Genomic DNA, 23,511 nt, shown 5'->3' with positions numbered 1-23,511 from the left:
ATGATGAAAAGCCACCTTCGGGTGGCTTTTTTACATTCTGAAGCAGAACGACTAAAAAAAATCACATAATTAAATGGATAAAGTTCTATGCTTAAACGTAAATCCATAATTAAATATAAGGTATTAAGAATATGAATTTTAACAATAAATTAATTTTAAGTGTATTGGGGATGCTGGCAGCAGGTTCTGTATTCGCAGCGCCCATGCCCAATGCTATCGTGATTGAAGATAAAGCAGTGGTACCTATTGTAAAAACTCAAGTGATTCGAACTATGCCGGGTAGAGAGCCTGTTCGCACCGTGAATGCCACCATTTTTGAAGTAACCAACAAAGGTAAGGATGTCGTTGCACGTGATGTCGTGATTGTGGATGACAAAGCCCAATTTTCTGATGAAAAAATGAAAGCACCTATGGTGCAAAAGGGTAGTGTAATTGTGCCGACTTCAAAAATTGAAGTAGATTCAAAAGTGACCAGAGATGGTGAGGTCGTTGCTGAAGGAAAGCAATTAGACGCTTCTGGAGTTGAGTTTAAGAAAGGGCAGGAACCTGTACAGAAAAATTTGAAGATTAATCAAATTCAAAATCATGAACATAGTAAAAGTGCAACCCATGCAGTCATTCAAAATGATGGAAAAACAACTAAAGATGTGGTGGTGATTAAAGATGAGTGAGAAGTAGTTAGTTGATGTAGTCTTTCAGGTTACAAAATCCTCGTAATTTTATTGGGATTTTTACATAAAACTTCATCTTCGCTCCTTAATACTTTTATAGAGTTGCTACTGGGACAATGGGAAATGGAGATACGCTCATGAAAAAGTTAATGAATTTAGCCATTATTGCGACAGTTTCTGCACTCGTATTCACTGGATGTAGCAATATGTCTGCATCAGAGCAGCGTGTGGGTGCAGCAGCCTTGGGTGGTGCAGTTGGTGGTAGCGTTGGTAGCCGTGTAGGTGGCAGTACGGGTGCTGCTCTTGGTGCAGGTGCAGGTGCCGCGGTAGGAAGTAAATCCCAAAGTGGTTCGACCAAGAATGCAACGTATAGTGGTGTAGGTGCAGGTGTAGGTGCTGTAATTGGTAAGTCGGTATTTGGTGGCGATGCAGGTGCCGCAATTGGCGGGGCGATTGGTGGTGGTGCTGGGGCCGCAATAGAAAACAATAAACGTTAAATCTCTGTTGCATCACAATTGAGATTTTAAGGATTGGAAAAAGGCGCTGAATATAGCGCCTTTTTTATTTTAAATCCGGTTTGGCCTTTTTACGTCGAATGTAGACTGTTTTTTCTACTTCAGCAATGCGCACCCCAGCCTCATCATAAATACTTAACTGATAAGTACGATTTACTGGAGAATAGTCTTCTGCCAAGGTTTTAATTTGTTTAATTTCTGCTGCATCAATTCGAATATCTGCATAGACAGTGCTACGCCCAGGAGATAAAAACTGAATCTTGGCAGCTTTGTCCCAGACGATGTATTTTGAGCCAAGGTGATGCATCAGCAACAACATGTAGAATGGATCAATCATCGAATAGAGACTACCGCCAAAATGTACCCCAACAATATTTTGGTTCTTGCGTGTCAGGGGCATTTTGACCCGAATATGGTAGTTGGGAAAGTCAATCTTTTCGACCTGAATGCCTGCACCACGGTATGGAGCATAACGATTTAGAATAAATTTGGTGATGGTAGGAACGCTTTGTAATCTTTTGAGAATACTCATGATGCAAAATATTTTTATAAGAGCTTGTCCTCATCTTAACCTGACACCCAAAAAATGCAAATCAAGCAGCGGTAACTCGTCTGATTGTAGAAAAAATACGATAAAACAAAAAGGAAACATAATATGCAAGTCCAAACTCAATGGGTGACCACCACCGATCAACAGCGCCTTTATGTCAAAGCGTGGGGAGAGGTGCTGAATCCTGCCTTAGTCTTGGTGCATGGTTATCCAGATAATCAGGAAGTCTGGGAACCTGTAATTCGTTTATTAGCCAACCAGTTTTATATCATTACCTATGATGTCCGTGGAGCAGGTCAATCTTCTGTACCGAAATCCATTCAAGCTTACGCATTGTCACAACTTTCAGCAGATTTGCAGGCGGTGGTCGATGCGGTACTTCCAGAACGTGAATTTCATCTGGCTGCGCATGATTGGGGATCTATACAATCTTGGGAGTCGGTTACGGATCAGCACTTTGGGCAGCGGATTTTGTCTTATACCACCATTTCTGGTCCGTGTTTAGATCACGCTGCATTTTGGATGCGTGAGCAATTTAAGACACAACCACAACAGTTTTTGAAACAGCTTGGTAAGTCATGGTACATCATGGCATTTCATCTACCACTCGTGGCGCCTACGGTTTGGCGTTTCTTTAAGCCTCAGTATTGGGGACGCGTGCTACAAAAGTTGGAACAGGCGCAAGATTTACCTTTAAATACGCATATTGCTAAAGATGGTCAGTATGGTGTGGGGCTGTATCGGGCGAACTTTCTGCCTAGACTGACTCAGCCACGACAACGTTTTGCCCAATGTGCAGTACAAGCCATTGTGTTGAAGAAAGATAATTTTGTCAGTCCTGCATTGATTGATGAAATACCAAAATGGAGTCCTGATTTTCAGCGGGTCGATTTAGAAGCAAACCATTGGGCAATATTAAGTCAGCCTGAGGCCATTGCGCAGTTAATCGCGAATTTTGCTCGCACATAGAACAGGCTAGAGAACTCGTTGGTTGTGACAAGATGACAGACAACGAGTTCGATGTTTGCAGTTCCTTTCAATCGAGAATTGAGTCCTGAGAAACCCGATCAAATTACAGTTTCAATGTATCGAATCTGCTAAGATAGCGCTTTTTTTATCATCTTCAGTTTTTCATGAATGCAGTAGTAATTGCGATTGCCGTGATGTTTCTTTTGTCACTGGCACGAGTTTCTGTTGTTCTGACTTTGGTCATTTCAGCAATTATTGGTGGCTTGGTTGCAGGGCTCAGTTTGTCCGATACCGTAAGTGCATTTAATGCCGGTTTAGGGGATGGTGCTGAAGTTGCCTTAGCCTATGCTGTGTTAGGGGCTTTTGCATTAGCACTGTCTAAGTCCGGTTTACCAGACCTATTGGCACATAAACTGATTGGTTTATTAGGGGCCGAAGTTTCACATCAGCGAGCACGTAAGGTGAAATATTTGCTGTTGAGTATTTTACTGGTCGCGGCAATTTGTTCACAAAACCTAATTCCAGTTCATATCGCATTTATTCCTGTTTTGGTTCCACCTTTATTAAAAGTCATGAATCACTTAAATTTGGACCGCCGTGCTGCGGCTTGTGTCCTAACTTTAGGTTTGGTGGGAACATATATTTTCTTGCCTGTGGGTTTTGGTGCAATTTTCTTAGAACAAATTTTGATGGGTAATATCAACAAGATTGGTGCTGCATATCATTTACATGTTGATCGTTGGATGATGCCAGTCGGTATGGCTATTCCAGTGGTAGGGATGGTGCTTGGGACATTAGTAGCCGTCTTTGTCAGCTACCGCAAGCCACGTCATTATGTTGATCGTGAAGTGGTACGTGTCACCACGATTGATTTGGATAAACCAATTCGTGCAGGTGAAGTGAATTTCGAGCAAGATGCCGAAGAGCTGAAACGTGAAGCGGAGAATGTACCTGTAATTGCGAAAAAGACTATCTTTATGGCACTTTTAGCGATTATTTTGACCCTCATTGCACAATTATATTCGGGTTCGATGATCTTGGGTGGTTTGGTTGGTTTCTCCGTGTTATCTGCCGCAGGTATTTTCAAATGGCAAGAAGCAGATGATGTTTTTGTACAAGGCATGCGCATGATGGCTTTAGTTGGATTCATTATGATTTCAGCGGCAGGTTTTGCTTCGGTGATGACACATACAGGTGATATTAATCAGTTAGTGAATGGTGTAGTGCATCTGATCGGTGACAACCGCGCATTAGCAGCATTCTTGATGTTGTTTATTGGTCTATTTGTAACGATTGGAATTGGTTCATCTTTTTCAAGCGTGCCTGTTTTGGCCGTTATTTATGTTCCGCTTTGTGTACAGTTCGGCTTTTCTCCTTTGGCGACGGTGGCTTTAATTGGTACGGCTGCTGCACTTGGTGACGCAGGTTCACCTGCATCAGATTCAACTTTGGGTCCAACTGCCGGTTTGGGTGTAGATGGACAGCACGATCATATATGGGATACGGTTGTACCAACATTTATTCATTTTAATATTCCCTTATTGGTCTTTGGTTGGATTGCGGCCATGGTTCTTTAATATAATTTTGAGTGTTTTAATTTATTTTATATTTCAATTTTATAATATAAAATATATTTAAAATATACTTTATATTAAACCTGAGTAATATACTCTGAATATAATAATAAATATCTGATTAATATGGTTGGTTTTAAATACCAACCGTATTGGTCAAATTAAAATAAATAATTATATTAATCATGTATTTAAAAATAAATTAAATTTATATTAATTAATGGGTATTGCATATTAATAATGGTCTTGTTTAATATTAATTAAGTGTTAAGTTTCTTATTATAAAAGGTTGTTTAATATGTTGAAACAAGCTGCTCTTATTGCATTATTAGGGGTTTCTGCATCTGCGATGGCAGGTGGCTGGCAGGTCAAAGTCGGTGGATCTACAATTGCTCCAACTCAAGACACAACAGTTGCTGGTGTTGGTGTTGTAAAAGCAGAAAGTGAATTGGCATTTACCCCTTCTGTAGAGTATTTCTTTGGTGATTCTCCTATTTCTGCTGAATTATTATTAGCTGCTCCAGTCAACCATGATGTGTCAATCAATGGTGAGAATGCAGTTAAAATTAAGCATTTGCCACCAACATTAACTGTTAAATATAATTTTAAAAATTCAACCCGTTTTACACCATACATTGGGGTAGGTGGAACAGCATTTATTGCTTGGGATGAGGAAACTAAAGGTGCTCTTTCTGGTGCATCGGTTAAAGTTAAAGAAGATTATGGTTTTGCGGGTCAAGTTGGTTTTAATTTCCAACCAGCAGATGCGAAAAACTGGGGTGTATTTGTAGATGCACGTTATGCACAACTTAGCCCAGAAGTGCGTGTAGAGAATACACCAATTAAATTTGATCTAGATATTGACCCAATGGTTTATACCATCGGCTATAGCTATAAATTCTAAGTAATAAAAATAACAATAATAATAACAGCGCTAAAACCTCATCCTTGGATGGGGTTTTTTTATGTTCTTTGTTTGAGTATCTTCAACAATCTTTCACTATGCAGACGCAAAAGATTACACTTTATCCTACTGATTTTGTTTAAATTGAACAAAAAATAGAGTGTTTAAACATGAGAATTTTAAAAATAACTTTATTAATAGTGTCTTCATTCACTGCAATGGGAAGCTATGCTGCCAGTTTTGATTGTGCGCGTGCAGTAACTGTCACTGAACATAAGATCTGTAACCAGCTTGGCTTGAATGATGCCGATGTGAAAATGGCAACAAGTTATAATATTTTAAAACGGTTGGTGCCTATGGGAACGCGTTCAGTGATTCAGGATGAGCAAGTGAAATGGCTGCGTTTACGTGATCAATGTCGGGATAATCTACGTTGTTTAAACGATGTATATGCCATGCGGCAGCAACGAATAGATTTATATTTACAGCAAATTTATCAACGTGGACCGTATTAAAAAACATAAATGATTAAAAAAAGAACAATTGCTATTGAAAAATCATCGAGTCACTCCAATTCATTAAGCATCTGATAAAAACACTGTGTGAATGAATTCGAGGAAGGTTGTATGAGCGAACACAATACACAAAAACATAGCTTTCAGGCTGAAGTGGCACAATTACTCCATTTGGTGACTCACTCACTTTATTCAAACCCAGAGATCTTTTTGCGTGAGTTAATTTCGAATGCTTCTGATGCCTGCGATAAACTGCGTTTTGAAGGTATTAATCATCCTGAATTTTATGAGAATGACCCGAATTTACATGTACGGATTATTTTAGATAAAGAACAAAAAACACTGACTATTTCTGATAATGGTATTGGTCTGACGCAACAAGAAGCAATTGATAACCTTGGAACGATTGCCAAGTCGGGTACCAAGGACTTTATGTCGAAATTGACAGGTGATCAAAAAGCCGATGCACAGTTGATTGGTCAGTTTGGTGTAGGTTTTTATTCGGGCTTTATTGTCGCGGATAAGATTACAGTAGAATCACGTCATGCAGGTGTGCCTGAGCAGGAAGCGGTACGCTGGATTAGTGGTGGTACAGGGGACTTTGAAGTTGAGCAAATTGAAAAAGTAACTCGTGGTACAGACATTATTCTGCACTTACGTGAAGATGCTTTAGATTATTTAGAAAGCTATAAAGTTAAACAAATTGTCAATAAATATTCTGACCATATTAGCTTGCCAATTGAAATGCAAAAAGAGGTTTGGCAGGAAGAAGAAGTAGCCGAAGGTGAAACACCGAAAGGCGGTCAGATGGTCAAAACGGATGAATGGGAAGCAATTAACTCTGCCAGTGCTTTATGGACACGTAGTAAAAATGAAGTCACTGAAGAGCAATACATCGAGTTTTATAAGAACTTGAGTCATGATTTTGATGCTCCATTGGCATGGGCACATAACCGTGTCGAAGGTAGTACCGAATATACGCAATTACTGTACATCCCAAGCAAGGCACCGCACGATATTTTCACGCGTGAGGCTAAAGCAGGGATCAAGCTGTATGTGAAGCGCGTGTTTATTATGGATGATGCAGATAATTTAATTCCAAATTATCTTCGTTTTGTGCAAGGTGTAGTGGATAGTGCAGATTTACCGCTGAATGTTAGCCGTGAACTGTTACAAGAAAGCCGTGATGTCCGTACCATTCGCGAAGGTAATGCACGCCGTATTTTGACCGTGTTGGATAGTTTGGCAAAGTCGGAAGATGAAAAAGACCAAGAGAAATTCAAAACTTTCTATACTGAATTTGGTTCGGTCTTGAAAGAAGGCTTGGGTGAAGACTTTGGTAATCGTGAGCGCATCTTAAAGTTACTACGTTTTGCGACATCTACTTACGATGAGATCAGTACTTCTTTAGCAGACTACAAAGCACGCATGAAGGAAGGGCAGAAAGCTATTTATTATGTGACTGCGGAAAGTTTGAATGCTGCGAAGAACTCACCACAATTAGAGTTGTTCAAGAAAAAAGGCATTGAAGTGTTATTAATGGCTGACCGAGTAGATGAGTGGGCAATGAATTTTGTTCAGGACTTCGATGGTACGCCAATGCAAAATGTGTCTAAAGGTGCAGTGGATTTAGGTGATTTGCAAGATGCGGAAGAGAAGAAAGCGCTTGAAGCTGCCGCTGAACAATTTAAACCTGTCGTGGATAAATTGTCGGATGCTTTAAAAGCAAAAACCAAAGAAGTCCGTGTGACTACGCGTTTAGTAGACTCACCAGCGTGCTTGGTAACTAGTGAAGGTGAACTTTCACCTCAACTCGTCCGCATGTTGAAACAAGCAGGTCAGGCAGTGCCTGAAAGCAAGCCAATTCTGGAAATCAACCCTGAGCATCCATTGGTGAAAAAGTTAGATGGTAGTACCCATTTTGAAGATCTTGCTAATGTGATCTTTGATCAGGCGGTAATTGCAGAAGGTGGTTTACCTGAAAATCCAGCTGAATATGTAAAGCGTATTAATCAGTTGTTACTTAAATAAAACCTGAATTGATGTAAAAAGGCAACCTGTAAAAGGTTGCCTTTTTTATTGAGCATTTTTGTGGATAACGCAAAAGTTATCCACAAAAAACTTAGAACAAGGCTTCTAAGCGTAATAAAGTACTTAGATAATGACTACGGTCTGCACGATGATCATTGTAATAATTGAGATCGGTTTGCACATAAAACCATTCACGCCATAAAGGCTGCCGCCATGAAATGAATGGTCCCCAACTATTTAGACGTAAATCTGAATTATCCAAATAGCCACCTGTGTAGATTCCGTAGTTAAATCGATTGCCTTGAAAGAATTGATGTTGACGGAAAGCGTAGTTGTCCCAATTTAAATCATCTTTTTGTGCATCGGCATAGGTTAAGCTGAATTGGTCACTCAAAAAAGCTTCGTTAGGACGTGCATGAGTCAACTCTAAGTTGGTCCGCAAGTAATTTTCACTGTCGACCCCGTAACGGTAAATTTGTTCCGCGTGAAAGAAAAAGTCATTTTCTAGCGCCCAATCTTTTTTCGCTTTTAAACGTAGATAGATATCATCGCCTGAACGAACCCCGATATCAAAGTCGGTTTCAAATGGTAAGCGCTTGGAAATATCTGACCAACGCAAAGCCAATGAACTGTTGGCATCTCGGTTTTGACGCCGATCATAGGCTTTGTCATTGTCTGGGCTCGGTGGGTTCTCATTGGTGATGGCGACGTTATTGGCTAATTCGTTATCTAGAGAGTCATCACCAAAGACCAGACTGAGTTTTTTTTCTAAGTTGGGCAAACTGATCTTACCGCGGATACGCGGCTTAATGTCGTATTCATCGTGTTTATTCCAGCGGTTATCAATTAATACCCTTAAGGTTGCGGAAGCTGGGGTTTCGGTATTTTTTGCACCAAACCAACCATCAATGGTTTGAGAGGTATCATCAGCCCAGTTACGAATGAGCTTTTGTTGACGATCCACCCAAGTTTGATTTTCAGTGACCACTGTTGAAGGTACAATTTGCTCATCGGATTGTTCAGGCAGAACCGTTGGGGCTGAATCGATCCAACGTGGAATAGTATAGAACAAGCTATCCTCTGGTGTGGGTGCTTGCTCAATCGTATAAGGGGGTGAAGCAGGGGAGGCTTCTTGAGGTTCACTCGTATTTGCCCAGCTTGAGGTGTGGACCATCCCCAAGGCAACCATCAACACAAGTGGCTGGGTAAAAGTTTTTCTCATTGTAGGCATTATCATGATCTTTTATTCTAAATTTACATCTCAAGTTTGGTAAATTTTAGGGATGAAAATCAAGCTTTTGCTACAAAATAAAATAAATTAACTGCCAATGTATATTTGAATGGCATCATACAATTTTGATGCTGAAATGGGTTGAGGGAGAGTTTGAATAATCTTTTGAATCAACTGCCACGATACCCCTTGATGGCGGTCTAAGAGAATATAAGGATAAGCTGTTTCTTCGCGTAATAACTGTAGTCGAGATTGACCATGAATGACACGAATTTTCTGCCGTTCTTTGAGTAAGATAATTGGGGTTCTGTAGTTGGCTGAAGTTTCTTCAAATGCAATTAATTTATGCTTTTGAATGCAGTTTGCGGGAATAAATGGTTGATAACTTTCAGTGTTCCAGCCTAATTCGGCTTGTTCACTATACAGTTCGAAAAATTGCTGTGCGTTTTTACATTGCTTAAGTAATTGCTCATTTGGTAGTAATTTGAGTGCCACGAGTTCGTAAGCATAATGTTGGCTGACAATATTACCAAGCCGTATGGCATGTAACTGATCTTCTGCACCTAAAATCACGATATATTTGACAAAGCGTCCTTGAGCATTAATTTGTTCAGCTAAATACACAGGCTGATTGTTATATTGTTGTAGTTGACTTGCTGAAACAATGATTTCCAATAAAGGCATTAACTCGGAAACATTGTCCAACGTTAAGTGGCAAAGCTCTAATTCTTGTGCTTGTGGAAATTGTAATGCGGCTAAACGACATTTCCACTCGCCCAGTTCAACAATTTGTGGAAGTAAAGAATTGGGTTCAAGTGCTGCAGTTGCTGTTTTGAGAAGTAATCCACTTGTTGTTTGGGGTTCAGCGGAAGCTAACGAGGGTTTTGTATCCTCTTGTTTAGGGCTTAGCGAAAGACTTTCCATTGAAAGAGCTGCTGCATCCCAATCTGTATTTTGCGTTGATGTGCCTTGTGGTATCAGCGATTCAAAAGAAAATGGACGATTTATGCTATGAGATTCTGGAATCGATTGACTTGAATTCTGCAAAGGAACCACACTGTTTCGGCTCATTTTAAAAGTTTTGCCTGTTTCTAAGGTTTCTTGGTTTAGTTCGGTATCGGTTTTTAATGCTGCATAAATTTCTTGTTGTTCTAACATCCATGCATAATTTTTTTCCAGTCCATCCCAGTCACTCAACAGTGCGGTACGATTCGGGGCTGGAATATACCAGATTTGAAAGCCTAAATTAGCACGATGTAGAATTGCCCAACCCATTTCAGGGTGTTGCTCAAGCGCCTGCTCCAAGGCTAAATCTTGCTTAAATACGCCTCGAAAAGTTTGTACATATAATGAATGTTGAGCAAATTCCTGCGCGGCAAGTTCAGGCTGCATATGCGATTTAAAATTTAAAATTTGTTTTTTAAAAATCGGTTCATCACAATGAATAAAAATTTCTTTCAGACGGCATTTGGATTTGGCAATTTCATAAAATGACAAAGACCGTTGGTCTAAGCTATGAATAAGACCTTGTAATTCCTTGGCTAAATGGGCTTTTTCTAAAACATTCATAGGCTGTCTTTAAAGATGCTGTTGTGCCTTTTCCAAATAACTGGCCAAAACAATATTGGCGGCTATTTCTAATAATTTATATTCAGTTGAAGTGTGTTGCGGATAGCGTTCAGCCATCACAATCAATTCATCCAGATTGATGGTTTGAGGTGCAACTTTTCCTTGAATGAGCGCTTGAATATCTTGCATCTGCATGAAATTTAACTCTTGATTCAATGATCTAGATGATTTGATTATATGGATTTATAAGAAAAAAACATGAAATTTTTTGTCATATTTGACGCATTTTTATATGAATATGACATTTATTTAATATTTTTCATTAAAAATATTCGTAACAATTCATTTTTTAGTGAAACTTAACGACAACCGTTATGGAAAATAGCAGATTGCTGCCACGTTGTGATTGTTGGTTTTCGTGTTGTAGCAATAACTTAATCATAAAAAAACAGCCCGATTAAGGGCTGTTTTTTTATTGCGCAAAATATTTTGTCTTAAGCAGCATCTTTTGCAGGCGCTGACGCATCTTGAGCAATATGTTCAGTTGGTGTCGCAGTTGAAGTTTGTGCTTTCACCTCTTTTTCTACTGGGAAATTAGGTACAAATACTACCTGAGCAGAAACTTGAGCAGAAATCGCAAACGCAGCAATAGCCAAAATAGATTTCATGATTGACATAAAAATCACCTTGATAACAGAGAGAACATCCAAATTGGATAGGGATAAAAAATAAGCGAATTAATAATATCAAAAAATGATCAAAATGGGGCGAATTTCAGCCAAAAAAAGAATGAATGCTTGGTCAAATTATTGTTGTAAATCAATATAATAGAGTTATTGCTCTAAGATTGTCTTAACAATTAAGACAATCTTGTAGGGGTGGAAAAACATTGAAAAATAAAACATTTAACGGTGTTTAGACTGATGCTTTTGATACATTTTTGCACTCATAATTCCGATGACTGCACCTGAAAAAGGACTAAGTTTAGGAAGGAAACGCCCTGCAATTGCACCCATCACAGCACCTGCAAAAGCAGGTGAAACACGAGATTTCTTTTTGGTTTGGGTTGATCTAGCACAGGAAAAATCTTGCGTGGTTGGCGCGTCAGTAGTTTGATCGAGAATAGCTTGATATTTCATATGGACCTCATGTCAAAGTTAGCTGAGTAACTGTACTGTTCTAGCCTATCGCAAGGTTGTGTAACGATTGTCAGGTTCCTGTGTAGCCTAGGCTGACTTTATACAAGTGAATTGTTGTGATTATTGGTTAAAATGTGGTCGCTGTATGAATTCGGTGATATCGCTTTGCAGGGTAATGTCTAAATTGTGTTGACAGAAAAAACCTCCAAAGTTAGTACTCAGGAGGTTTAAAAATGATAGCAATTAAATTATGAGAGGCTTATTTGGATTACTCTATAGTTGAGTCACATTGTCCATCGGCATCGCATTGATTTACGTCAGGCGCTGTATCTGTATCGTGTGCTGTTTCCATCGCTTTTTCTAAGACTTGTAAGAAGACTTCGCGAGGCTGTGCACCAGCTAAAGCAACGCGCTGATCAAACACAAAGAAAGGTACGCCAGTGACTTTGAGCTGATCGCGTGCGACTTCCTGATCAAATTTAACAAAGTCTGCGTATTCATCTGAATTCAACACATCATCGACTTCAACAGGGTTTAGTCCAATACGTGCAGCAACGTCTTCAATGGTTTCACGCTCACCAATTGGCAAACCTTGGGTCATATAGCTGTAGAAAAAGGCTTCTTTCGCTTCAGAACCCAAGCCTTTACTTTGTGCTAAGTGGATAATACGGTGTGCATTAAATGTATTGCCAGAATTGGCATTTTCCCAATTAAACTCAATACCTTCTGCTGCGGCCATTGCTGCAATATTACGTTGCATGTCTTCAACTTCTGCAAGTGTACGACCATATTTTTGTGCTAAACGTTCAGAGTTTGAAATCTCTTGGCGTAGCGGTGCTTCAGGGTCAAGCTCAAAGCTGTGCCAATGCACTTCTAGTTCTACACCCGCTTGCTCTGCCGCAGCTTCTAAACGTTTTTTTCCGATATAGCAAAATGGACAAACGACATCGGACCAGATATCAACACGCATGTGATTTCTCAAAAAGTAAAAATAGCAATAGAACGAAAGATGGGGATGATTTATAGAATTTAAAGCGAATATGATGAAAAAAGCCTGTTGTTGGATGCTGTTGACATCGTGTTAGTTGATCCATATTTGACCGCTTATCTGACAAATAAACTGGATGTAGCTGAAAAAATATACAATAAAGTTTGAGCTATATAATACATAATCTTGTTGATATCTCTACTTTTGGGATGGTTTTATGAATTTGATGAAATATTTTCTAGCACTTTCTTTTATTGGGGTTTTACTGTCAACTGATGTTCAAGCCAACGGTGAAATCGTGAGTTTGCCGACATTTAAAGTCATGGCTGAGTCAGAACTTCGCGCAGAATCAGGAATCATTCCTTATCAGCAGGACGAAAATATTCGTAAGGCCTTACAGCATCGGATGATGCAATTACAGGATGATACCCAGTCTTTTGTCGTAGACCCGACTCTTGTTCACAATTTAGATGTTTTAGCGCCAGCTGCGACACCCGATCTAGGTTCATTACCTCCATTATTGCGTGAACATATATTAAATATTGCCGCGGGTTTACAGTCATCTGACCCGACTGAAGGCTTGTATATCATGTTGCAACCTTTTGGTATTGATCGGAATGCAAAAAATGTCCAGATTGTCCGTGAGCAAATTTCTATTGGACAAGTCGATTATAATTTTATCCAGGGTAACCAACCCAATACACAAGTGCCTCGCGTACCAAATACAAAATAAAACGTTTAGTATTTTAATTATAACTCATTGTTAATTTTAATAAATTTATAGTGGAGCATATTTTTTTAAATGTGAAAAATTGCTGAAATATTCAGCATATTCTGATGTTTGCTATGATAGAAACAAAGGGGACTCGGAGCGGACTATGCCACGTATCTTTCTGATTTTAGGATTAGCGACCACTGTGGTGTTTGGTGGATTATTTTATCAATATTACGAGCAACAAAAAGAAGCAACTCAACTCGAACAATATCAAAAGGTGCTCTACGAAAAAACTGATTTAATTTATGCCCAAGCCAAAGACTGGAACAAGCCCATAGACGTCGATGTGACCGATGCACGCTTACAGGGTGATTATAAAGTCATGGCCAGTTTTGTTTTGAGCCAGATGATTCAAAGTGCCGAAGCACGTAATGCTTATTTACGTGAGTTAAAAGCGATTCATTGGGATGAATTTTTAAATATTGACCGTTTAAGCAAAGATAAAAAACAGGACTACAAAGAAACGGATTTAATGTTGCAGCAAGCACATGCCTTGGCAACGGAATATCAGGTCAAGATTGAACAAGCGCAACAAAATGCCCTAGAGCAAGCGAAACAACTACCGATTCAATCACGTTATCGCCATCAATTGGCAGAAAATTTGCGGGAAAGTGAAAAGCAAAATGAGGCTCTGGCATTATTTGAAATAGAGAAACAGGTGCTTGAAAAAGCGGATCAAATTTTTTTGGTGTTAAAGAATAACCGTTGGCAGAGTAAAAATAATACCTTCATGTTTTATGATGATGTGGCCCTAAAACAATTTAATACGCTGTATCAGGACGTATTAAAACTGAATGCACAGATGCAACAGATTCAGCAGAAAAATCAACAAGCACTTGAACAAAAGCATGAGTAAATGCTGGATCAGTGTCATATAACTTTAAAATGATTGCGTTAAGTTAGAACTGTTGAACACCTTTACGCATCAGATTTAAAGCAGGTACAGCAATGAAAACCATTCAGGTCTTTGATGATATTCAACAGGTATATGTAGAATTTTTACAAAATAAAGCCTATCCCAAACTGGAGAGTTTGAGTAATTGGGGTAAAAACCGTTTCTTCTTTAGTCAATATTTCCGTTTAATTGAAGACTGGCACCATACTGAACAAATTGTGATTGAGTTTAATCAGCAGTATTACAGTTTGGATACAGGCAATGCCCCTGATTTTATGGATCAAGAAAAATACATGGCATGGTTGATGGCAGAGCTACTGGCTTAACAGGTGACACGAGTTCTAGAAGTCCATCCATTTAGTTTGGACTTCTAGTTATTCATAATATTAATCAAAGATTTTTTCGGCTGCTTGGAACGGCAGGCTGACCACATCAATCGCTACAGCAAAAGGCAGTAACACCAGTTTCTCAAAAGGATTGAGTCCTGATTTTGATTTGTAACTTTCCTCTTGATAGGTATAAATGCTGACCTGATAAGGCTTACTCAGTGCTTTTAACGATGCCAAATTATTTGCAGCAGGGTAGACCACACCAGCCAAAGCAATGTCGAAACAGAAGCGTTGAGCCTTCATGCGTTCATCACTATAAGTTGAACACTCTTTTGCGCCATTTTCGATAAAGAATTCGAGGTCTTTTTTACTGATGTCTTCTTTGAGTTTGACGTAAGATAGTGGCAGTGTACCTGTGAAATGACCATCATTTTTCTCTGAATAAAAACTGAGTTCTTTGGTCATTTGAATATTTTTCGGGTCTAGTTTGGTGATCAGCGAGACAAACTGAGTCCCGCCTTGGGTCAATATATAGCTATTTTTCTGCCCTGCAATCACTAGACTATTGGCAGGCAGGGTGTTGAGCGTTTGAGCGGGTTTACCGAATGCCACCACTTGGTCTTCGACTAAAGTGACTTTGTTGGAACGGGTATAAGTTTTATTGTCTTTGGTCATCAGGGTTTTGGTGGCACAGCCTGTGAAAAGTGTCGCTATGATGCCTGCACTGATGATGGTTTTTACTGGTGATGAAAACATCAAGTTCTCCTGCTCATTTTATTGTTAAGCTTTAATAAAGTAATATTTACAAAATCTTGAGAGAACCATAATAAAAAATCCCCGCCAAAGCGAGGATTTTTATTCATCAAATTAGTGGATTAAACACGTTCGATAATTGTCGCGATACCTTGACCCAAACCGATACACATGGTCGCAAGACCAATTTGCGTATCTTGCTGTTCCATCACGTTTAACAATGTTGTTGTAATACGCGCACCAGAACAACCCAATGGGTGACCTAACGCAATCGCACCACCATTTAAGTTAATGATGTCTTGCTTGTCATACACACCTAAGCCTTTCATGACTGATAAGCCTTGAGCCGCAAATGCTTCGTTTAACTCGATCGTTTGGATATCCGCCATCGTTAAACCAGCACGTTTAAGTGCTTTTTGCGTTGCAGGAACAGGACCGTAACCCATAATCGCAGCATCACAACCTGCAACTGCCATAGAGCGAATTACAGCACGTGGCTTAAGACCTAAAGCAAGGGCACGTTCAGCAGACATCAATAACATTGCAGATGCACCGTCAGACAAAGCTGAAGATGTTGCTGCTGTTACTGAACCACCTTTAGGATCGAAAACTGGTTTTAATGCTTTAAATGCTTCAAGGTTGGCATCTGGACGGATTACTTCGTCGATGTCGCACAGGATTTTAAAACCATTGGCATCGTGGCCTTCAACACCCACGATTTCGTTTTTGAAACGGCCTTCTTGAGTTGCAGCCCAAGCGCGGCGGTGAGATTCAACACCAAAAGCATCTTGTTCTTCACGCGAAATACCATTCATACGACCTAACATTTCAGCAGTTAAGCCCATCATGTTAGATGCTTTTGCATAGTGTTTAGATGCTTCTGGGTTCAGATCGATGCCGTGCATCATACCTACGTGACCCATGTGCTCTACACCACCAATAATGAAGATATCACCTTGGTTAGTAGCAATCTGTGCAGCAGCCGTGTGAAGCGCTTGCATAGATGAACCACAAAGACGGTTTACCGTTTGACCTGCCACAGTTTTTGGAAGGTCAGCCAATAAGCCGATGTTACGACCAATGTTCATCCCTTGTTCTAAAGTCTGGTTTACACAGCCCCAGATCAGGTCTTCAACTTCATTGGTGTCAAACTGGTTACGAGCAACGAGTGCACGAACCAATTCAGCAGATAAGCTGTCGGCACGTACATTGCGGAACATACCGTTTTTGGTTTTACCCATTGCTGAACGTACGCCATCAACGATGACAACGTCACGTGGATTTAAAGTAGCCATTCACGTTGCTCCTTAACCGTAGAATTTTTTGTTGTTAGCAGCCATGTCACGCAACATTTGTGGCGCTTCATAAGCCTTACCTAAGTGTGCATATTTGTCGCAAAGTGCAACGTATTCAGCAACACCTGTTTGGTCGATGTAACGGCATGGACCACCACGGAATGGAGGGAAACCTACACCCATAATCATCGCCATATCTGCTTCAGACGCAGTCGCTACGATGTTGTCTTCTAGGCAACGAACAGTTTCGTTACAGAAAGCAAGCATCATACGGTCAATGATTTCTTGAGCATCAAATTCATGTTTTTCCGCAGTCGCCACAGAAGCAACCAGCTCGTATGCAGTTGGATCAACCACTTTGGCTTTTTTGCCTTTCTTGTCGAGTTCGTATTTATAGAAACCAACATCGTTCTTTTGACCAAGACGTTTGTTTTCGTACATGGTTAAAGTCGCGCCTTTGAAATCTGGCTTCATACGGTCAGGGAAACCTTCAGCCATGACTTCTGCACCATGAACGCCCGTGTCGATACCGACCACGTCGATAAGGTAAGCAGGACCCATAGGCCAGCCGAATTTTTCCATCACTTTGTCGACTTGTTGGAAATCAGCACCATCTTTAAGAAGAAGGTCGAATGCACCGAAGTAAGGGAACAATACACGGTTTACAAGGAAACCTGGACAGTCATTCACCACGATTGGTGTTTTACCCATTTTCTGAGCAAGTACGACAGTCGTTGCAATCGCTTCAGCAGAAGTCTTCTCACCACGAATCACTTCGACCAATGGCATCATGTGTACAGGGTTAAAGAAGTGCATCCCGACAAAGTTTTCAGGACGTTGTAGGTTTTCAGCCAAACGTGTGATTGAAATCGTAGATGTATTTGATGCGATGATCGTATTTTCACGAACATTTTTCTCGGTTTCAGCTAGTACGATACCCTTCACTTTAGGGTTTTCAGTTACTGCTTCAATCACGATATCGACTTCTTTAAACTCATCATAGCTTAAAGTAGGACGGATGCGCGCAAGAGTTTCACCCATTTGTGCAGGTTTCATCTTCTTACGTTCAACTTGTTTGGTCAGTAAGCCATTGGCTTCTTTCATACCCAAAGCAAGTTGCGGATTACCAATATCCTTCATGATGATTGGTGTGCCTTTGCTTGCCGCTTGATAAGCAATACCACCACCCATGATACCCGCGCCCAATACAGCCGCTTGGTTTACAGGATGTGCACCTTTTTCATATTTCTTCGAAGTTTTCTTTACCACTTGGTCATTGATGAATAAACCGATCAATGCACCTGCTTGTGGTGTAATCGCTGCTTTAGCAAAGCCCGCTGCTTCTGCTTTTAATGCATCATTACGTGGAAGGCCTGCACCTGCTTGTAATGAATCCAACATTAATTTTGGCGCTGGGTATTGTGCTGGGTTTGCTTTTGCAAGAACCGCACCTTTCGCCGTGTTGAACGCCATCATTTGTTCAAGTTGGTTGAGTTTTACTGGGTCAAGTTTTTCTTGACGTTTTGCTTTCCAATCTAGGCGGCCAGCAATGGCTTGTTTTACTAAGTCAATTGCCGCTTCTTGAAGTTTGTCCGCAGCCACAACCGCATCTACGGCACCGTCTTTCAATGCAGCAGCAGGTTTTTTCGGCGCAGCCATCGCCATCCATTCAACCGCATTGTCGATACCAATCACGCGGCTTAAACGAACTGTACCACCGAAACCAGGGAAGATCCCGAGTTTGATTTCTGGTAAGCCGACTTGAGCTTGTTCAGATATGACACGATAGTCACACACCAAACACATTTCAAAACCACCGCCCAATGCCATACCATTGATTGCAGCAACTTTAGGAATGTCTAAATCTTCAAAGCTGTTGAAGATGTCATGAACAGGCAGTGCCCAGTCGATAATCGCTTGTTCACCTTGCGCGAAGTTTTCACCAAATTCTGTGATGTCTGCACCAACGATGAATGTAGATTTACCCGAAGTAACGACCAAGCCTTTTACTGAGCTGTCTGCTTTTACAGCAGCAATGGCAGCTTTAAAATCTTCAATCGTTGCACGGTTAAATTTGTTGACCGACTCATCTTGTAAGTCAAAGCGGAATTCTGCAATTCCGTCCGAAAGCATTTGGACGGTAATGGCATTGCCAGCGTGGATCATGCCTGATCTCCTTTATTTTGGAGGACTTCTAAGTTGATGTTTTGAAGCGTGTTCGCTTGTTCTGCGCACGAAAATGCTTCGCTAATCTTACGATAACTATATCCAAAAAGAACATAACAAGTTGTATCAAGCCGTGACGCAATGGTCATCAATTTTAATTTCATTTACAGCAAAAATTATTGAAGTAAAAACCGTACTAAAAATTGTTCAATAAGATCCATCTGTTTTTTATAAAAAAAATGTACTGCTTATGCTTTTGTTGTACTTGATGGAGAATGAAAAATCACCATTCATCACTATGCAATTTGTGTCAAAAAAGTCAATTGAATTTTGGAAGTTTCCACTAATAATAAAGAAGACAACTTTATTTTATATGACTTGATTATCTGTTAAGAAAAGTTAAAATTTGTGCGGGTTTTATTTTAACAACCATTCAAAAAAGAAAATATCATGACTTTAAAAAATAAACATTTGTTGCTGTTACCTTTAATCTCATTGTTGCTCAGTGCTTGTGGAGGGGGGAGCGATGGTGCTAGCAACTTCAAACCTGCACCAGAAGATACTGCTAATGGCACCAAATATTATCGCATCCAGTATTATTTTGATGATAAAGGTGATGCGTTCACTGCTTCCCATTTTGAATTGCAAAATAGAAAAATTGTCACCGCTGACAGTCGTCAGCCATTGAATCAATATATTGTGACTCAACAAGCAGTGTATGAGCCATCTCAGCGCTATCAAGCGGACATTGATGTGCATTCAATGTCACACTGGACTTTAAATTTAATAGCCGATTTGAAAACAGACTGGAAATTCGAAAAGGTCGCGTTAAGTGGAAAAAACATCTTTGATACAGTCATGCCAGGCTATCGCGATTTACGTTTTGATACGCAAAGTCCATATGCCAATGCACGAATCTTTTTAGCTTCACATGGTGCAGAAAAATTCCCACAAGGCAGTACCTGTTACCGTTTGATCTCCACGAAGAATAATCAAGCTTATTTTAGCTTTCAAACTAATCGTGCAGAAACACAAACCTTTGCTCAGGTTCAAGCACAAAACCAGTTGACCACCAATTTGGCACAAAAACAGTGGCCTAAGCTGGGAATAGAACATGTTACGGGACAATGGGCAACTCGCTTAAATTGGAGCGTTGTTATTAGCAGTGTGACGGGACAGGAAATTGCAGGTTTAGGCAAAGTGCAATTCAATGATCAGGTTTATGCTGCCAATTTGAATAGTGCCAGTGAATGGATGGCAAAGAATCAAATTCAGTTTGAACAAGACAGCATTGCCTATGGTGTTTATCAAGATAATCCTGAACAACTCAGAAATTCTAAACTAACGATTGCCAATTTGGAACGAGGCTGTTTCATCTATAACCAAGTTGCAGCAGACAAATTGTCGACTTTAAACTTTATTCGATAATATGTTTTGCAGATTGCTTAGAGGGCAATCATCGGATATGGACATGAATTTTTGAATTAGATTTGATAGAATTTCGCCAAAATTAATGTCTAGCCCCATGGTCACGTTGTATGACGTGACCCTCAGAAGCAATGAAAAGAGTGCTGTATGATTAAGTGGATTATCTTGGCGATTTTTGTGATTTCTGCGTTGTATATCCAAAATCGCGGTAAAGTGCGTCATTCTTTTTACCGTCAATTTTTTGACCATTCGACCTTATTGGCGCCCATCAACTTTTTAATGTACCTCTTTTCCAAGGTGCCTAATCAACCGTATATTGACACGCAATATTTTAATGATTTGAAAGTCTTGGATGAAAATTGGGAAATGATTCGAGATGAAGCACAAGCATTATATGCACGTGGTGGTATTAAAGCCTCCAGCAGTTATGATGACCTTGGTTTTAACTCATTTTTCAAAACAGGTTGGAAGCGTTTTTATCTAAAATGGTATGACTCAGCGCATCCGTCCGCTGCCGAGCTATGCCCCAAAACCACCGAGTTATTAAAGACTTTACCCAGCATTAAAGCCGCAATGTTTACCGAGTTGGCACCTGACAGCCGTTTGGTAAGACACCGTGACCCTTATGCAGGTTCACTGCGTTATCATTTGGGTTTAATCACCCCGAATGATGACCGCTGTTTTATTGATGTTGATGGGCAACGTTATTCATGGCGTGATGGTGAAAGCGTCGTGTTCGATGAAACGTATATTCATTATGCCGAGAATAAAACGGAACAAAACCGCATTATTTTCTTTGCCGATGTTGAACGTCCTTTAAAGACGCGTTTGATGCAAAAGTTTAATCATTGGTTTGGTAAAAATGTCATGACAGCTGCCAGTTCACCCAATGAAACAGGTGATCAAACGGGTGGTTTGAATAAGGTTTTTGGAACAGTTTATCAAGGGCGGTTAAAGGCCAAAGCCTTAAAGAAAACCAATCGCAAATTGTACTATTTCTTAAAATGGTTCCTGATGTTAGGTATTTTTTTCCTGATTTTTGTACGTCCTTATGTATTCTAAGCCTTGCTAAACCAGAACGTCCTGCGGGACGTTTTTTTAGGTCTGAAAGTCGTGGGCACTTGCTCTTACAGTTTGCTATTTTTTGTGTAAGATAAGAGCAAATGGGGGAGAATATGCAAAAATTTCGTTCAAAAAAAGATTGGTGGATTCTCGGTTTCATTATTGCCATGACGGGCTTATTGCTTCAATTGTTATTGACCATGTATGCCAAAGGAAACATGGTGCAATATCCAGTGCATACTTTCACTTATGTGCTGACCATAGTGGTGTTGTGGTGGCCTGTATGGAGCACACAATATCGGATTGAAGCAGAGCAATTGGTCATTACCAGTATGTTTTTGACTTGGAAAATTCCCTTATCGGCCATCCAGAAAATTAGTCCTAGCAGTAATTCAGTTTCTTCACCTGCACTTTCTTTGGATCGTTTGCGAATTGATTATCAAAAACAGGGCAAAGCCAAATTCATTCTCATTTCACCTAAAGATAAGCAGGCTTTTACGCTAGCTTTACAACAGGCACAACAGTCGATCAGTTAAATCGGTCTCTGATTGAATCACATAAAAGCCCGCTCTCATCAGTTAGACAGCGGGCTTTTTTAGCATTTAAAAACCTTCAAGCACCAATTTACCTTGCATCCGTTCTGATTCAATCGCATGGTGGGCTTGACGGATATTCTCCGCATTGATACTGCCCATGACCTGATTGAGGGTGGTTTTAATTTTCCCTGTTTCAATCAGTTGTGCGACCTGTTGCAGAAGATGGGATTGTGCTGTCATGTCAGGCGTTTGGAACATCGAGCGGGTAAACATAAACTCCCAATGTACTGAAATTGATTTACGTTTAAACAGATTAATATCTAACTGTTCAGGATCATCAATTAGACCAAACCGACCTTGTGGCGCAATCAGTTCAGCAATCTGGCTAAGATAATTGCCTGTGTGCGTGGTGGAAAATACGTAACGTGGTGCCGTTATATTTTGTGCCTGTAGTTGCTCAACCAAGGATTGACGATGGTCAAGTACAATGTCTGCACCTAACTGTTTCACCCATGCCTGTGTTTCTGCACGAGATGCCGTGGCAATCACTTGCAATTGGGTTTTGGCTTTGAGCAGTTGAATGGCCATAGAACCCACACCACCTGCACCGCCAATAATCAAAATGGATTCATGAGGGTGATCATGCTGTTGCACTTGTAGACGGTCGAACAACATTTCCCAAGCAGTAATCGCTGTGAGCGGTAATGCCGCTGCTTCAGCAAAAGATAGATTTTGCGGTTTTAAACTGATAATTCGTTCGTCGACCACATGAAATTCGGCATTGGTGCCTGCTTTGGTCAAGTCACCTGCATACCAGACCTGATCGCCCACTTTAAAGTGTTCTACTTCTGAACCAACGTCAACCACTTCACCTGCGGCATCCCAACCTAAAATCTTATATTGTCCCTGTTCGGGTGAAACGCGAGTGCGGATTTTACAATCGACAGGATTCACCGAAACAGCTTGGACTGCCACCAAGACTTCGCGGTTTTTTGGGGTGGGCGTTGGGAGTTCTATATCTTGTAATTGTTCGGCAGTACCGGCTTGTAAATATCCAACAGCTTTCATATTTTTAATCTCAAATTGGGTTTATGATTAAAATCTTAACGTAGTTTTAAATTCGGTATATACAGTTAAATTCTACATATAGTGTAGAAAAGGATACTATTGAAATGAGTAAAGCAAAGCACTCTCGCTTTAATTGCAGTCCAGGCTGTGCGGTTGAGGCTGCAATTGGCATTTTAGATGGTAAGTGGAAAAGTATCATTCTATGGCATTTGTTGACCGAGCATACCTTACGTTTTGGTGAAATTCGTAACCGGATTCCCAATGTCACCCAACGCATGCTGACCAATCAACTGCGTGAGCTGGAAGAGGATGGAATTATTCATCGTGAGGTTTATCCGCAAGTTCCACCAAAAGTGGAATATAGTTTGACGCCTTTGGGTATGAGCTTACGTGAAATTTTATTGGCGCTAAAAGCTTGGGGAGATGAGCACATGGATCTGTATGGACAAGTGATGCCACAATCTCAAGCTGTAGAGCCAACTTGAGATTTGTAACTTTAAGCACGCTGTATTGCTCTAAAATCATCAGAATAAGATTGTCGATCAAAC

At 40.2% G+C, this 23,511-nt stretch carries 25 protein-coding genes; 14 read left to right on the top strand and 11 right to left on the bottom strand.

The features are described from left to right. Positions 1 to 131 precede the first annotated feature (131 nt). Positions 132 to 671 (top strand): hypothetical protein, encoded by a 540-nt coding sequence (locus tag C3F34_RS05305; RefSeq protein WP_044739158.1) that lies wholly within the window; start codon positions 132 to 134, stop codon positions 669 to 671. A gap of 137 nt (positions 672 to 808) precedes the next feature. Continuing rightward, on the top strand, positions 809 to 1,168 hold the full coding sequence (locus C3F34_RS05300; protein ID WP_044739159.1) for a DNA transfer protein p32: 360 nt from the start codon (positions 809 to 811) through the stop codon (positions 1,166 to 1,168). Between the two features lie 64 nt (positions 1,169 to 1,232). On the opposite strand, the gene C3F34_RS05295 is transcribed toward C3F34_RS05300, so the two are convergent. Then, positions 1,233 to 1,718 (bottom strand): DUF4442 domain-containing protein, encoded by a 486-nt coding sequence (locus tag C3F34_RS05295; RefSeq protein WP_044739160.1) that lies wholly within the window; start codon positions 1,716 to 1,718, stop codon positions 1,233 to 1,235. A 123-nt stretch (positions 1,719 to 1,841) separates the two neighbouring features. On the opposite strand from C3F34_RS05295, the gene C3F34_RS05290 reads away from it, so the two are divergent. From C3F34_RS05290 to htpG, 5 genes are all read left to right on the top strand, one after another. Beyond that, entirely contained in the window at positions 1,842 to 2,705 is an 864-nt protein-coding gene (locus C3F34_RS05290; protein ID WP_044739161.1) for an alpha/beta fold hydrolase, read from the top strand. A 164-nt stretch (positions 2,706 to 2,869) separates the two neighbouring features. Beyond that, a complete protein-coding gene (locus C3F34_RS05285; protein ID WP_016168437.1) occupies positions 2,870 to 4,282 on the top strand; it encodes a Na+/H+ antiporter family protein in 1,413 nt (470 codons plus the stop codon). 295 nt (positions 4,283 to 4,577) lie between these two features. Further along, on the top strand, positions 4,578 to 5,183 hold the full coding sequence (locus C3F34_RS05280; RefSeq protein ID WP_016168436.1) for an OmpW/AlkL family protein: 606 nt from the start codon (positions 4,578 to 4,580) through the stop codon (positions 5,181 to 5,183). Between the two features lie 170 nt (positions 5,184 to 5,353). Further along, the gene (locus tag C3F34_RS05275; protein ID WP_016168435.1) at positions 5,354 to 5,698 is read left to right on the top strand and encodes a lysozyme inhibitor LprI family protein; all 345 of its coding nucleotides are present in this window, start codon (positions 5,354 to 5,356) and stop codon (positions 5,696 to 5,698) included. Between the two features lie 111 nt (positions 5,699 to 5,809). Beyond that, on the top strand, positions 5,810 to 7,729 hold the full coding sequence (htpG, locus tag C3F34_RS05270; RefSeq protein WP_104441203.1) for a molecular chaperone HtpG: 1,920 nt from the start codon (positions 5,810 to 5,812) through the stop codon (positions 7,727 to 7,729). 91 nt (positions 7,730 to 7,820) lie between these two features. Here the strand turns inward: htpG and C3F34_RS05265 are convergent, their stop codons facing one another. The 6 genes from C3F34_RS05265 to C3F34_RS05240 form a co-directional block, all read right to left on the bottom strand. Next, positions 7,821 to 8,960 (bottom strand): hypothetical protein, encoded by a 1,140-nt coding sequence (locus C3F34_RS05265; RefSeq protein WP_016168433.1) that lies wholly within the window; start codon positions 8,958 to 8,960, stop codon positions 7,821 to 7,823. Positions 8,961 to 9,047: 87 nt separating this feature from the next. Then, positions 9,048 to 10,529 carry a hypothetical protein gene (locus tag C3F34_RS05260; protein ID WP_104441202.1) on the bottom strand — a complete coding sequence of 494 codons (1,482 nt, stop codon included), beginning with the start codon at positions 10,527 to 10,529 and terminating at the stop codon, positions 9,048 to 9,050. A gap of 9 nt (positions 10,530 to 10,538) precedes the next feature. Beyond that, positions 10,539 to 10,718 (bottom strand): hypothetical protein, encoded by a 180-nt coding sequence (locus C3F34_RS05255; RefSeq protein ID WP_026440885.1) that lies wholly within the window; start codon positions 10,716 to 10,718, stop codon positions 10,539 to 10,541. A 305-nt stretch (positions 10,719 to 11,023) separates the two neighbouring features. Beyond that, positions 11,024 to 11,206: a hypothetical protein gene (locus C3F34_RS05250; RefSeq protein ID WP_104441201.1), complete on the bottom strand. Its 183-nt coding sequence runs from the start codon at positions 11,204 to 11,206 to the stop codon at positions 11,024 to 11,026. 228 nt (positions 11,207 to 11,434) lie between these two features. Continuing rightward, the gene (locus tag C3F34_RS05245) at positions 11,435 to 11,668 is read right to left on the bottom strand and encodes a hypothetical protein (RefSeq protein WP_104441200.1); all 234 of its coding nucleotides are present in this window, start codon (positions 11,666 to 11,668) and stop codon (positions 11,435 to 11,437) included. Positions 11,669 to 11,936: 268 nt separating this feature from the next. Then, positions 11,937 to 12,638 (bottom strand): DsbA family oxidoreductase, encoded by a 702-nt coding sequence (locus C3F34_RS05240; protein ID WP_104441199.1) that lies wholly within the window; start codon positions 12,636 to 12,638, stop codon positions 11,937 to 11,939. Positions 12,639 to 12,882: 244 nt separating this feature from the next. Between C3F34_RS05240 and C3F34_RS05235 the strand changes: the two genes are divergently transcribed. The 3 genes from C3F34_RS05235 (at position 12,883) to C3F34_RS05225 (ending at position 14,652) form a co-directional block, all read left to right on the top strand. Beyond that, positions 12,883 to 13,389 (top strand): hypothetical protein, encoded by a 507-nt coding sequence (locus C3F34_RS05235; RefSeq protein WP_416333159.1) that lies wholly within the window; start codon positions 12,883 to 12,885, stop codon positions 13,387 to 13,389. A gap of 145 nt (positions 13,390 to 13,534) precedes the next feature. Continuing rightward, positions 13,535 to 14,287 carry a hypothetical protein gene (locus C3F34_RS05230; RefSeq protein WP_044739168.1) on the top strand — a complete coding sequence of 251 codons (753 nt, stop codon included), beginning with the start codon at positions 13,535 to 13,537 and terminating at the stop codon, positions 14,285 to 14,287. 92 nt (positions 14,288 to 14,379) lie between these two features. After that, the gene (locus tag C3F34_RS05225) at positions 14,380 to 14,652 is read left to right on the top strand and encodes a hypothetical protein (RefSeq protein WP_016168425.1); all 273 of its coding nucleotides are present in this window, start codon (positions 14,380 to 14,382) and stop codon (positions 14,650 to 14,652) included. 60 nt (positions 14,653 to 14,712) lie between these two features. On the opposite strand, the gene C3F34_RS05220 is transcribed toward C3F34_RS05225, so the two are convergent. From C3F34_RS05220 to fadB, 3 genes are all read right to left on the bottom strand, one after another. Then, on the bottom strand, positions 14,713 to 15,411 hold the full coding sequence (locus C3F34_RS05220) for a hypothetical protein (protein ID WP_016168424.1): 699 nt from the start codon (positions 15,409 to 15,411) through the stop codon (positions 14,713 to 14,715). A gap of 119 nt (positions 15,412 to 15,530) precedes the next feature. Continuing rightward, positions 15,531 to 16,703 (bottom strand): acetyl-CoA C-acyltransferase FadA, encoded by a 1,173-nt coding sequence (gene fadA / locus C3F34_RS05215; protein ID WP_016168423.1) that lies wholly within the window; start codon positions 16,701 to 16,703, stop codon positions 15,531 to 15,533. Positions 16,704 to 16,715: 12 nt separating this feature from the next. Continuing rightward, a complete protein-coding gene (gene fadB / locus C3F34_RS05210; RefSeq protein WP_104441197.1) occupies positions 16,716 to 18,869 on the bottom strand; it encodes a fatty acid oxidation complex subunit alpha FadB in 2,154 nt (717 codons plus the stop codon). Between the two features lie 450 nt (positions 18,870 to 19,319). On the opposite strand from fadB, the gene C3F34_RS05205 reads away from it, so the two are divergent. From C3F34_RS05205 to C3F34_RS05195, 3 genes are all read left to right on the top strand, one after another. Continuing rightward, positions 19,320 to 20,297 carry a hypothetical protein gene (locus C3F34_RS05205; RefSeq protein ID WP_044739171.1) on the top strand — a complete coding sequence of 326 codons (978 nt, stop codon included), beginning with the start codon at positions 19,320 to 19,322 and terminating at the stop codon, positions 20,295 to 20,297. Between the two features lie 147 nt (positions 20,298 to 20,444). Beyond that, positions 20,445 to 21,359 (top strand): lipid A hydroxylase LpxO, encoded by a 915-nt coding sequence (lpxO, locus tag C3F34_RS05200; protein ID WP_044739172.1) that lies wholly within the window; start codon positions 20,445 to 20,447, stop codon positions 21,357 to 21,359. Positions 21,360 to 21,472: 113 nt separating this feature from the next. Then, positions 21,473 to 21,895: a PH domain-containing protein gene (locus C3F34_RS05195; RefSeq protein ID WP_044739173.1), complete on the top strand. Its 423-nt coding sequence runs from the start codon at positions 21,473 to 21,475 to the stop codon at positions 21,893 to 21,895. A 66-nt stretch (positions 21,896 to 21,961) separates the two neighbouring features. Here the strand turns inward: C3F34_RS05195 and C3F34_RS05190 are convergent, their stop codons facing one another. Then, a complete protein-coding gene (locus tag C3F34_RS05190; protein ID WP_044739174.1) occupies positions 21,962 to 22,963 on the bottom strand; it encodes a zinc-binding alcohol dehydrogenase family protein in 1,002 nt (333 codons plus the stop codon). A 104-nt stretch (positions 22,964 to 23,067) separates the two neighbouring features. Between C3F34_RS05190 and C3F34_RS05185 the strand changes: the two genes are divergently transcribed. Beyond that, on the top strand, positions 23,068 to 23,448 hold the full coding sequence (locus C3F34_RS05185; RefSeq protein WP_044739175.1) for a winged helix-turn-helix transcriptional regulator: 381 nt from the start codon (positions 23,068 to 23,070) through the stop codon (positions 23,446 to 23,448). Positions 23,449 to 23,511 lie beyond the last annotated feature (63 nt).

Origin of the sequence: Acinetobacter sp. ACNIH2 (assembly GCF_002934965.1) — a bacterium.
Classification (GTDB): Bacteria; Pseudomonadota; Gammaproteobacteria; order Pseudomonadales; family Moraxellaceae; genus Acinetobacter; species Acinetobacter tandoii.
The sequence above is the reverse complement of the archived record's forward strand: the minus strand, read 5'-3'. Positions and strand labels throughout refer to the sequence as shown.

What these genes read in the sequence shown, in the direction of transcription:
- C3F34_RS05285 (WP_016168437.1), top strand. Translation starts at nt 2,870, where the DNA reads ATGAATGCAGTAGTAATTGCGATTGCCGTGATGTTTCTTTTGTCACTG.
- C3F34_RS05220 (WP_016168424.1), bottom strand. Translation starts at nt 15,411, where the DNA reads ATGTTTTCATCACCAGTAAAAACCATCATCAGTGCAGGCATCATAGCG.
- C3F34_RS05265 (WP_016168433.1), bottom strand. Translation starts at nt 8,960, where the DNA reads ATGCCTACAATGAGAAAAACTTTTACCCAGCCACTTGTGTTGATGGTT.
- C3F34_RS05245 (WP_104441200.1), bottom strand. Translation starts at nt 11,668, where the DNA reads ATGAAATATCAAGCTATTCTCGATCAAACTACTGACGCGCCAACCACG.
- C3F34_RS05205 (WP_044739171.1), top strand. Translation starts at nt 19,320, where the DNA reads ATGACTTTAAAAAATAAACATTTGTTGCTGTTACCTTTAATCTCATTG.
- C3F34_RS05290 (WP_044739161.1), top strand. Translation starts at nt 1,842, where the DNA reads ATGCAAGTCCAAACTCAATGGGTGACCACCACCGATCAACAGCGCCTT.
- C3F34_RS05230 (WP_044739168.1), top strand. Translation starts at nt 13,535, where the DNA reads ATGCCACGTATCTTTCTGATTTTAGGATTAGCGACCACTGTGGTGTTT.
- C3F34_RS05295 (WP_044739160.1), bottom strand. Translation starts at nt 1,718, where the DNA reads ATGAGTATTCTCAAAAGATTACAAAGCGTTCCTACCATCACCAAATTT.
- lpxO (WP_044739172.1), top strand. Translation starts at nt 20,445, where the DNA reads ATGATTAAGTGGATTATCTTGGCGATTTTTGTGATTTCTGCGTTGTAT.
- C3F34_RS05240 (WP_104441199.1), bottom strand. Translation starts at nt 12,638, where the DNA reads ATGCGTGTTGATATCTGGTCCGATGTCGTTTGTCCATTTTGCTATATC.
- C3F34_RS05275 (WP_016168435.1), top strand. Translation starts at nt 5,354, where the DNA reads ATGAGAATTTTAAAAATAACTTTATTAATAGTGTCTTCATTCACTGCA.
- C3F34_RS05225 (WP_016168425.1), top strand. Translation starts at nt 14,380, where the DNA reads ATGAAAACCATTCAGGTCTTTGATGATATTCAACAGGTATATGTAGAA.
- C3F34_RS05185 (WP_044739175.1), top strand. Translation starts at nt 23,068, where the DNA reads ATGAGTAAAGCAAAGCACTCTCGCTTTAATTGCAGTCCAGGCTGTGCG.
- htpG (WP_104441203.1), top strand. Translation starts at nt 5,810, where the DNA reads ATGAGCGAACACAATACACAAAAACATAGCTTTCAGGCTGAAGTGGCA.
- C3F34_RS05195 (WP_044739173.1), top strand. Translation starts at nt 21,473, where the DNA reads ATGCAAAAATTTCGTTCAAAAAAAGATTGGTGGATTCTCGGTTTCATT.
- fadA (WP_016168423.1), bottom strand. Translation starts at nt 16,703, where the DNA reads ATGGCTACTTTAAATCCACGTGACGTTGTCATCGTTGATGGCGTACGT.
- C3F34_RS05280 (WP_016168436.1), top strand. Translation starts at nt 4,578, where the DNA reads ATGTTGAAACAAGCTGCTCTTATTGCATTATTAGGGGTTTCTGCATCT.
- C3F34_RS05255 (WP_026440885.1), bottom strand. Translation starts at nt 10,718, where the DNA reads ATGCAAGATATTCAAGCGCTCATTCAAGGAAAAGTTGCACCTCAAACC.
- C3F34_RS05250 (WP_104441201.1), bottom strand. Translation starts at nt 11,206, where the DNA reads ATGTCAATCATGAAATCTATTTTGGCTATTGCTGCGTTTGCGATTTCT.
- fadB (WP_104441197.1), bottom strand. Translation starts at nt 18,869, where the DNA reads ATGATCCACGCTGGCAATGCCATTACCGTCCAAATGCTTTCGGACGGA.
- C3F34_RS05190 (WP_044739174.1), bottom strand. Translation starts at nt 22,963, where the DNA reads ATGAAAGCTGTTGGATATTTACAAGCCGGTACTGCCGAACAATTACAA.
- C3F34_RS05235 (WP_416333159.1), top strand. Translation starts at nt 12,883, where the DNA reads ATGAAATATTTTCTAGCACTTTCTTTTATTGGGGTTTTACTGTCAACT.
- C3F34_RS05305 (WP_044739158.1), top strand. Translation starts at nt 132, where the DNA reads ATGAATTTTAACAATAAATTAATTTTAAGTGTATTGGGGATGCTGGCA.
- C3F34_RS05300 (WP_044739159.1), top strand. Translation starts at nt 809, where the DNA reads ATGAAAAAGTTAATGAATTTAGCCATTATTGCGACAGTTTCTGCACTC.
- C3F34_RS05260 (WP_104441202.1), bottom strand. Translation starts at nt 10,529, where the DNA reads ATGAATGTTTTAGAAAAAGCCCATTTAGCCAAGGAATTACAAGGTCTT.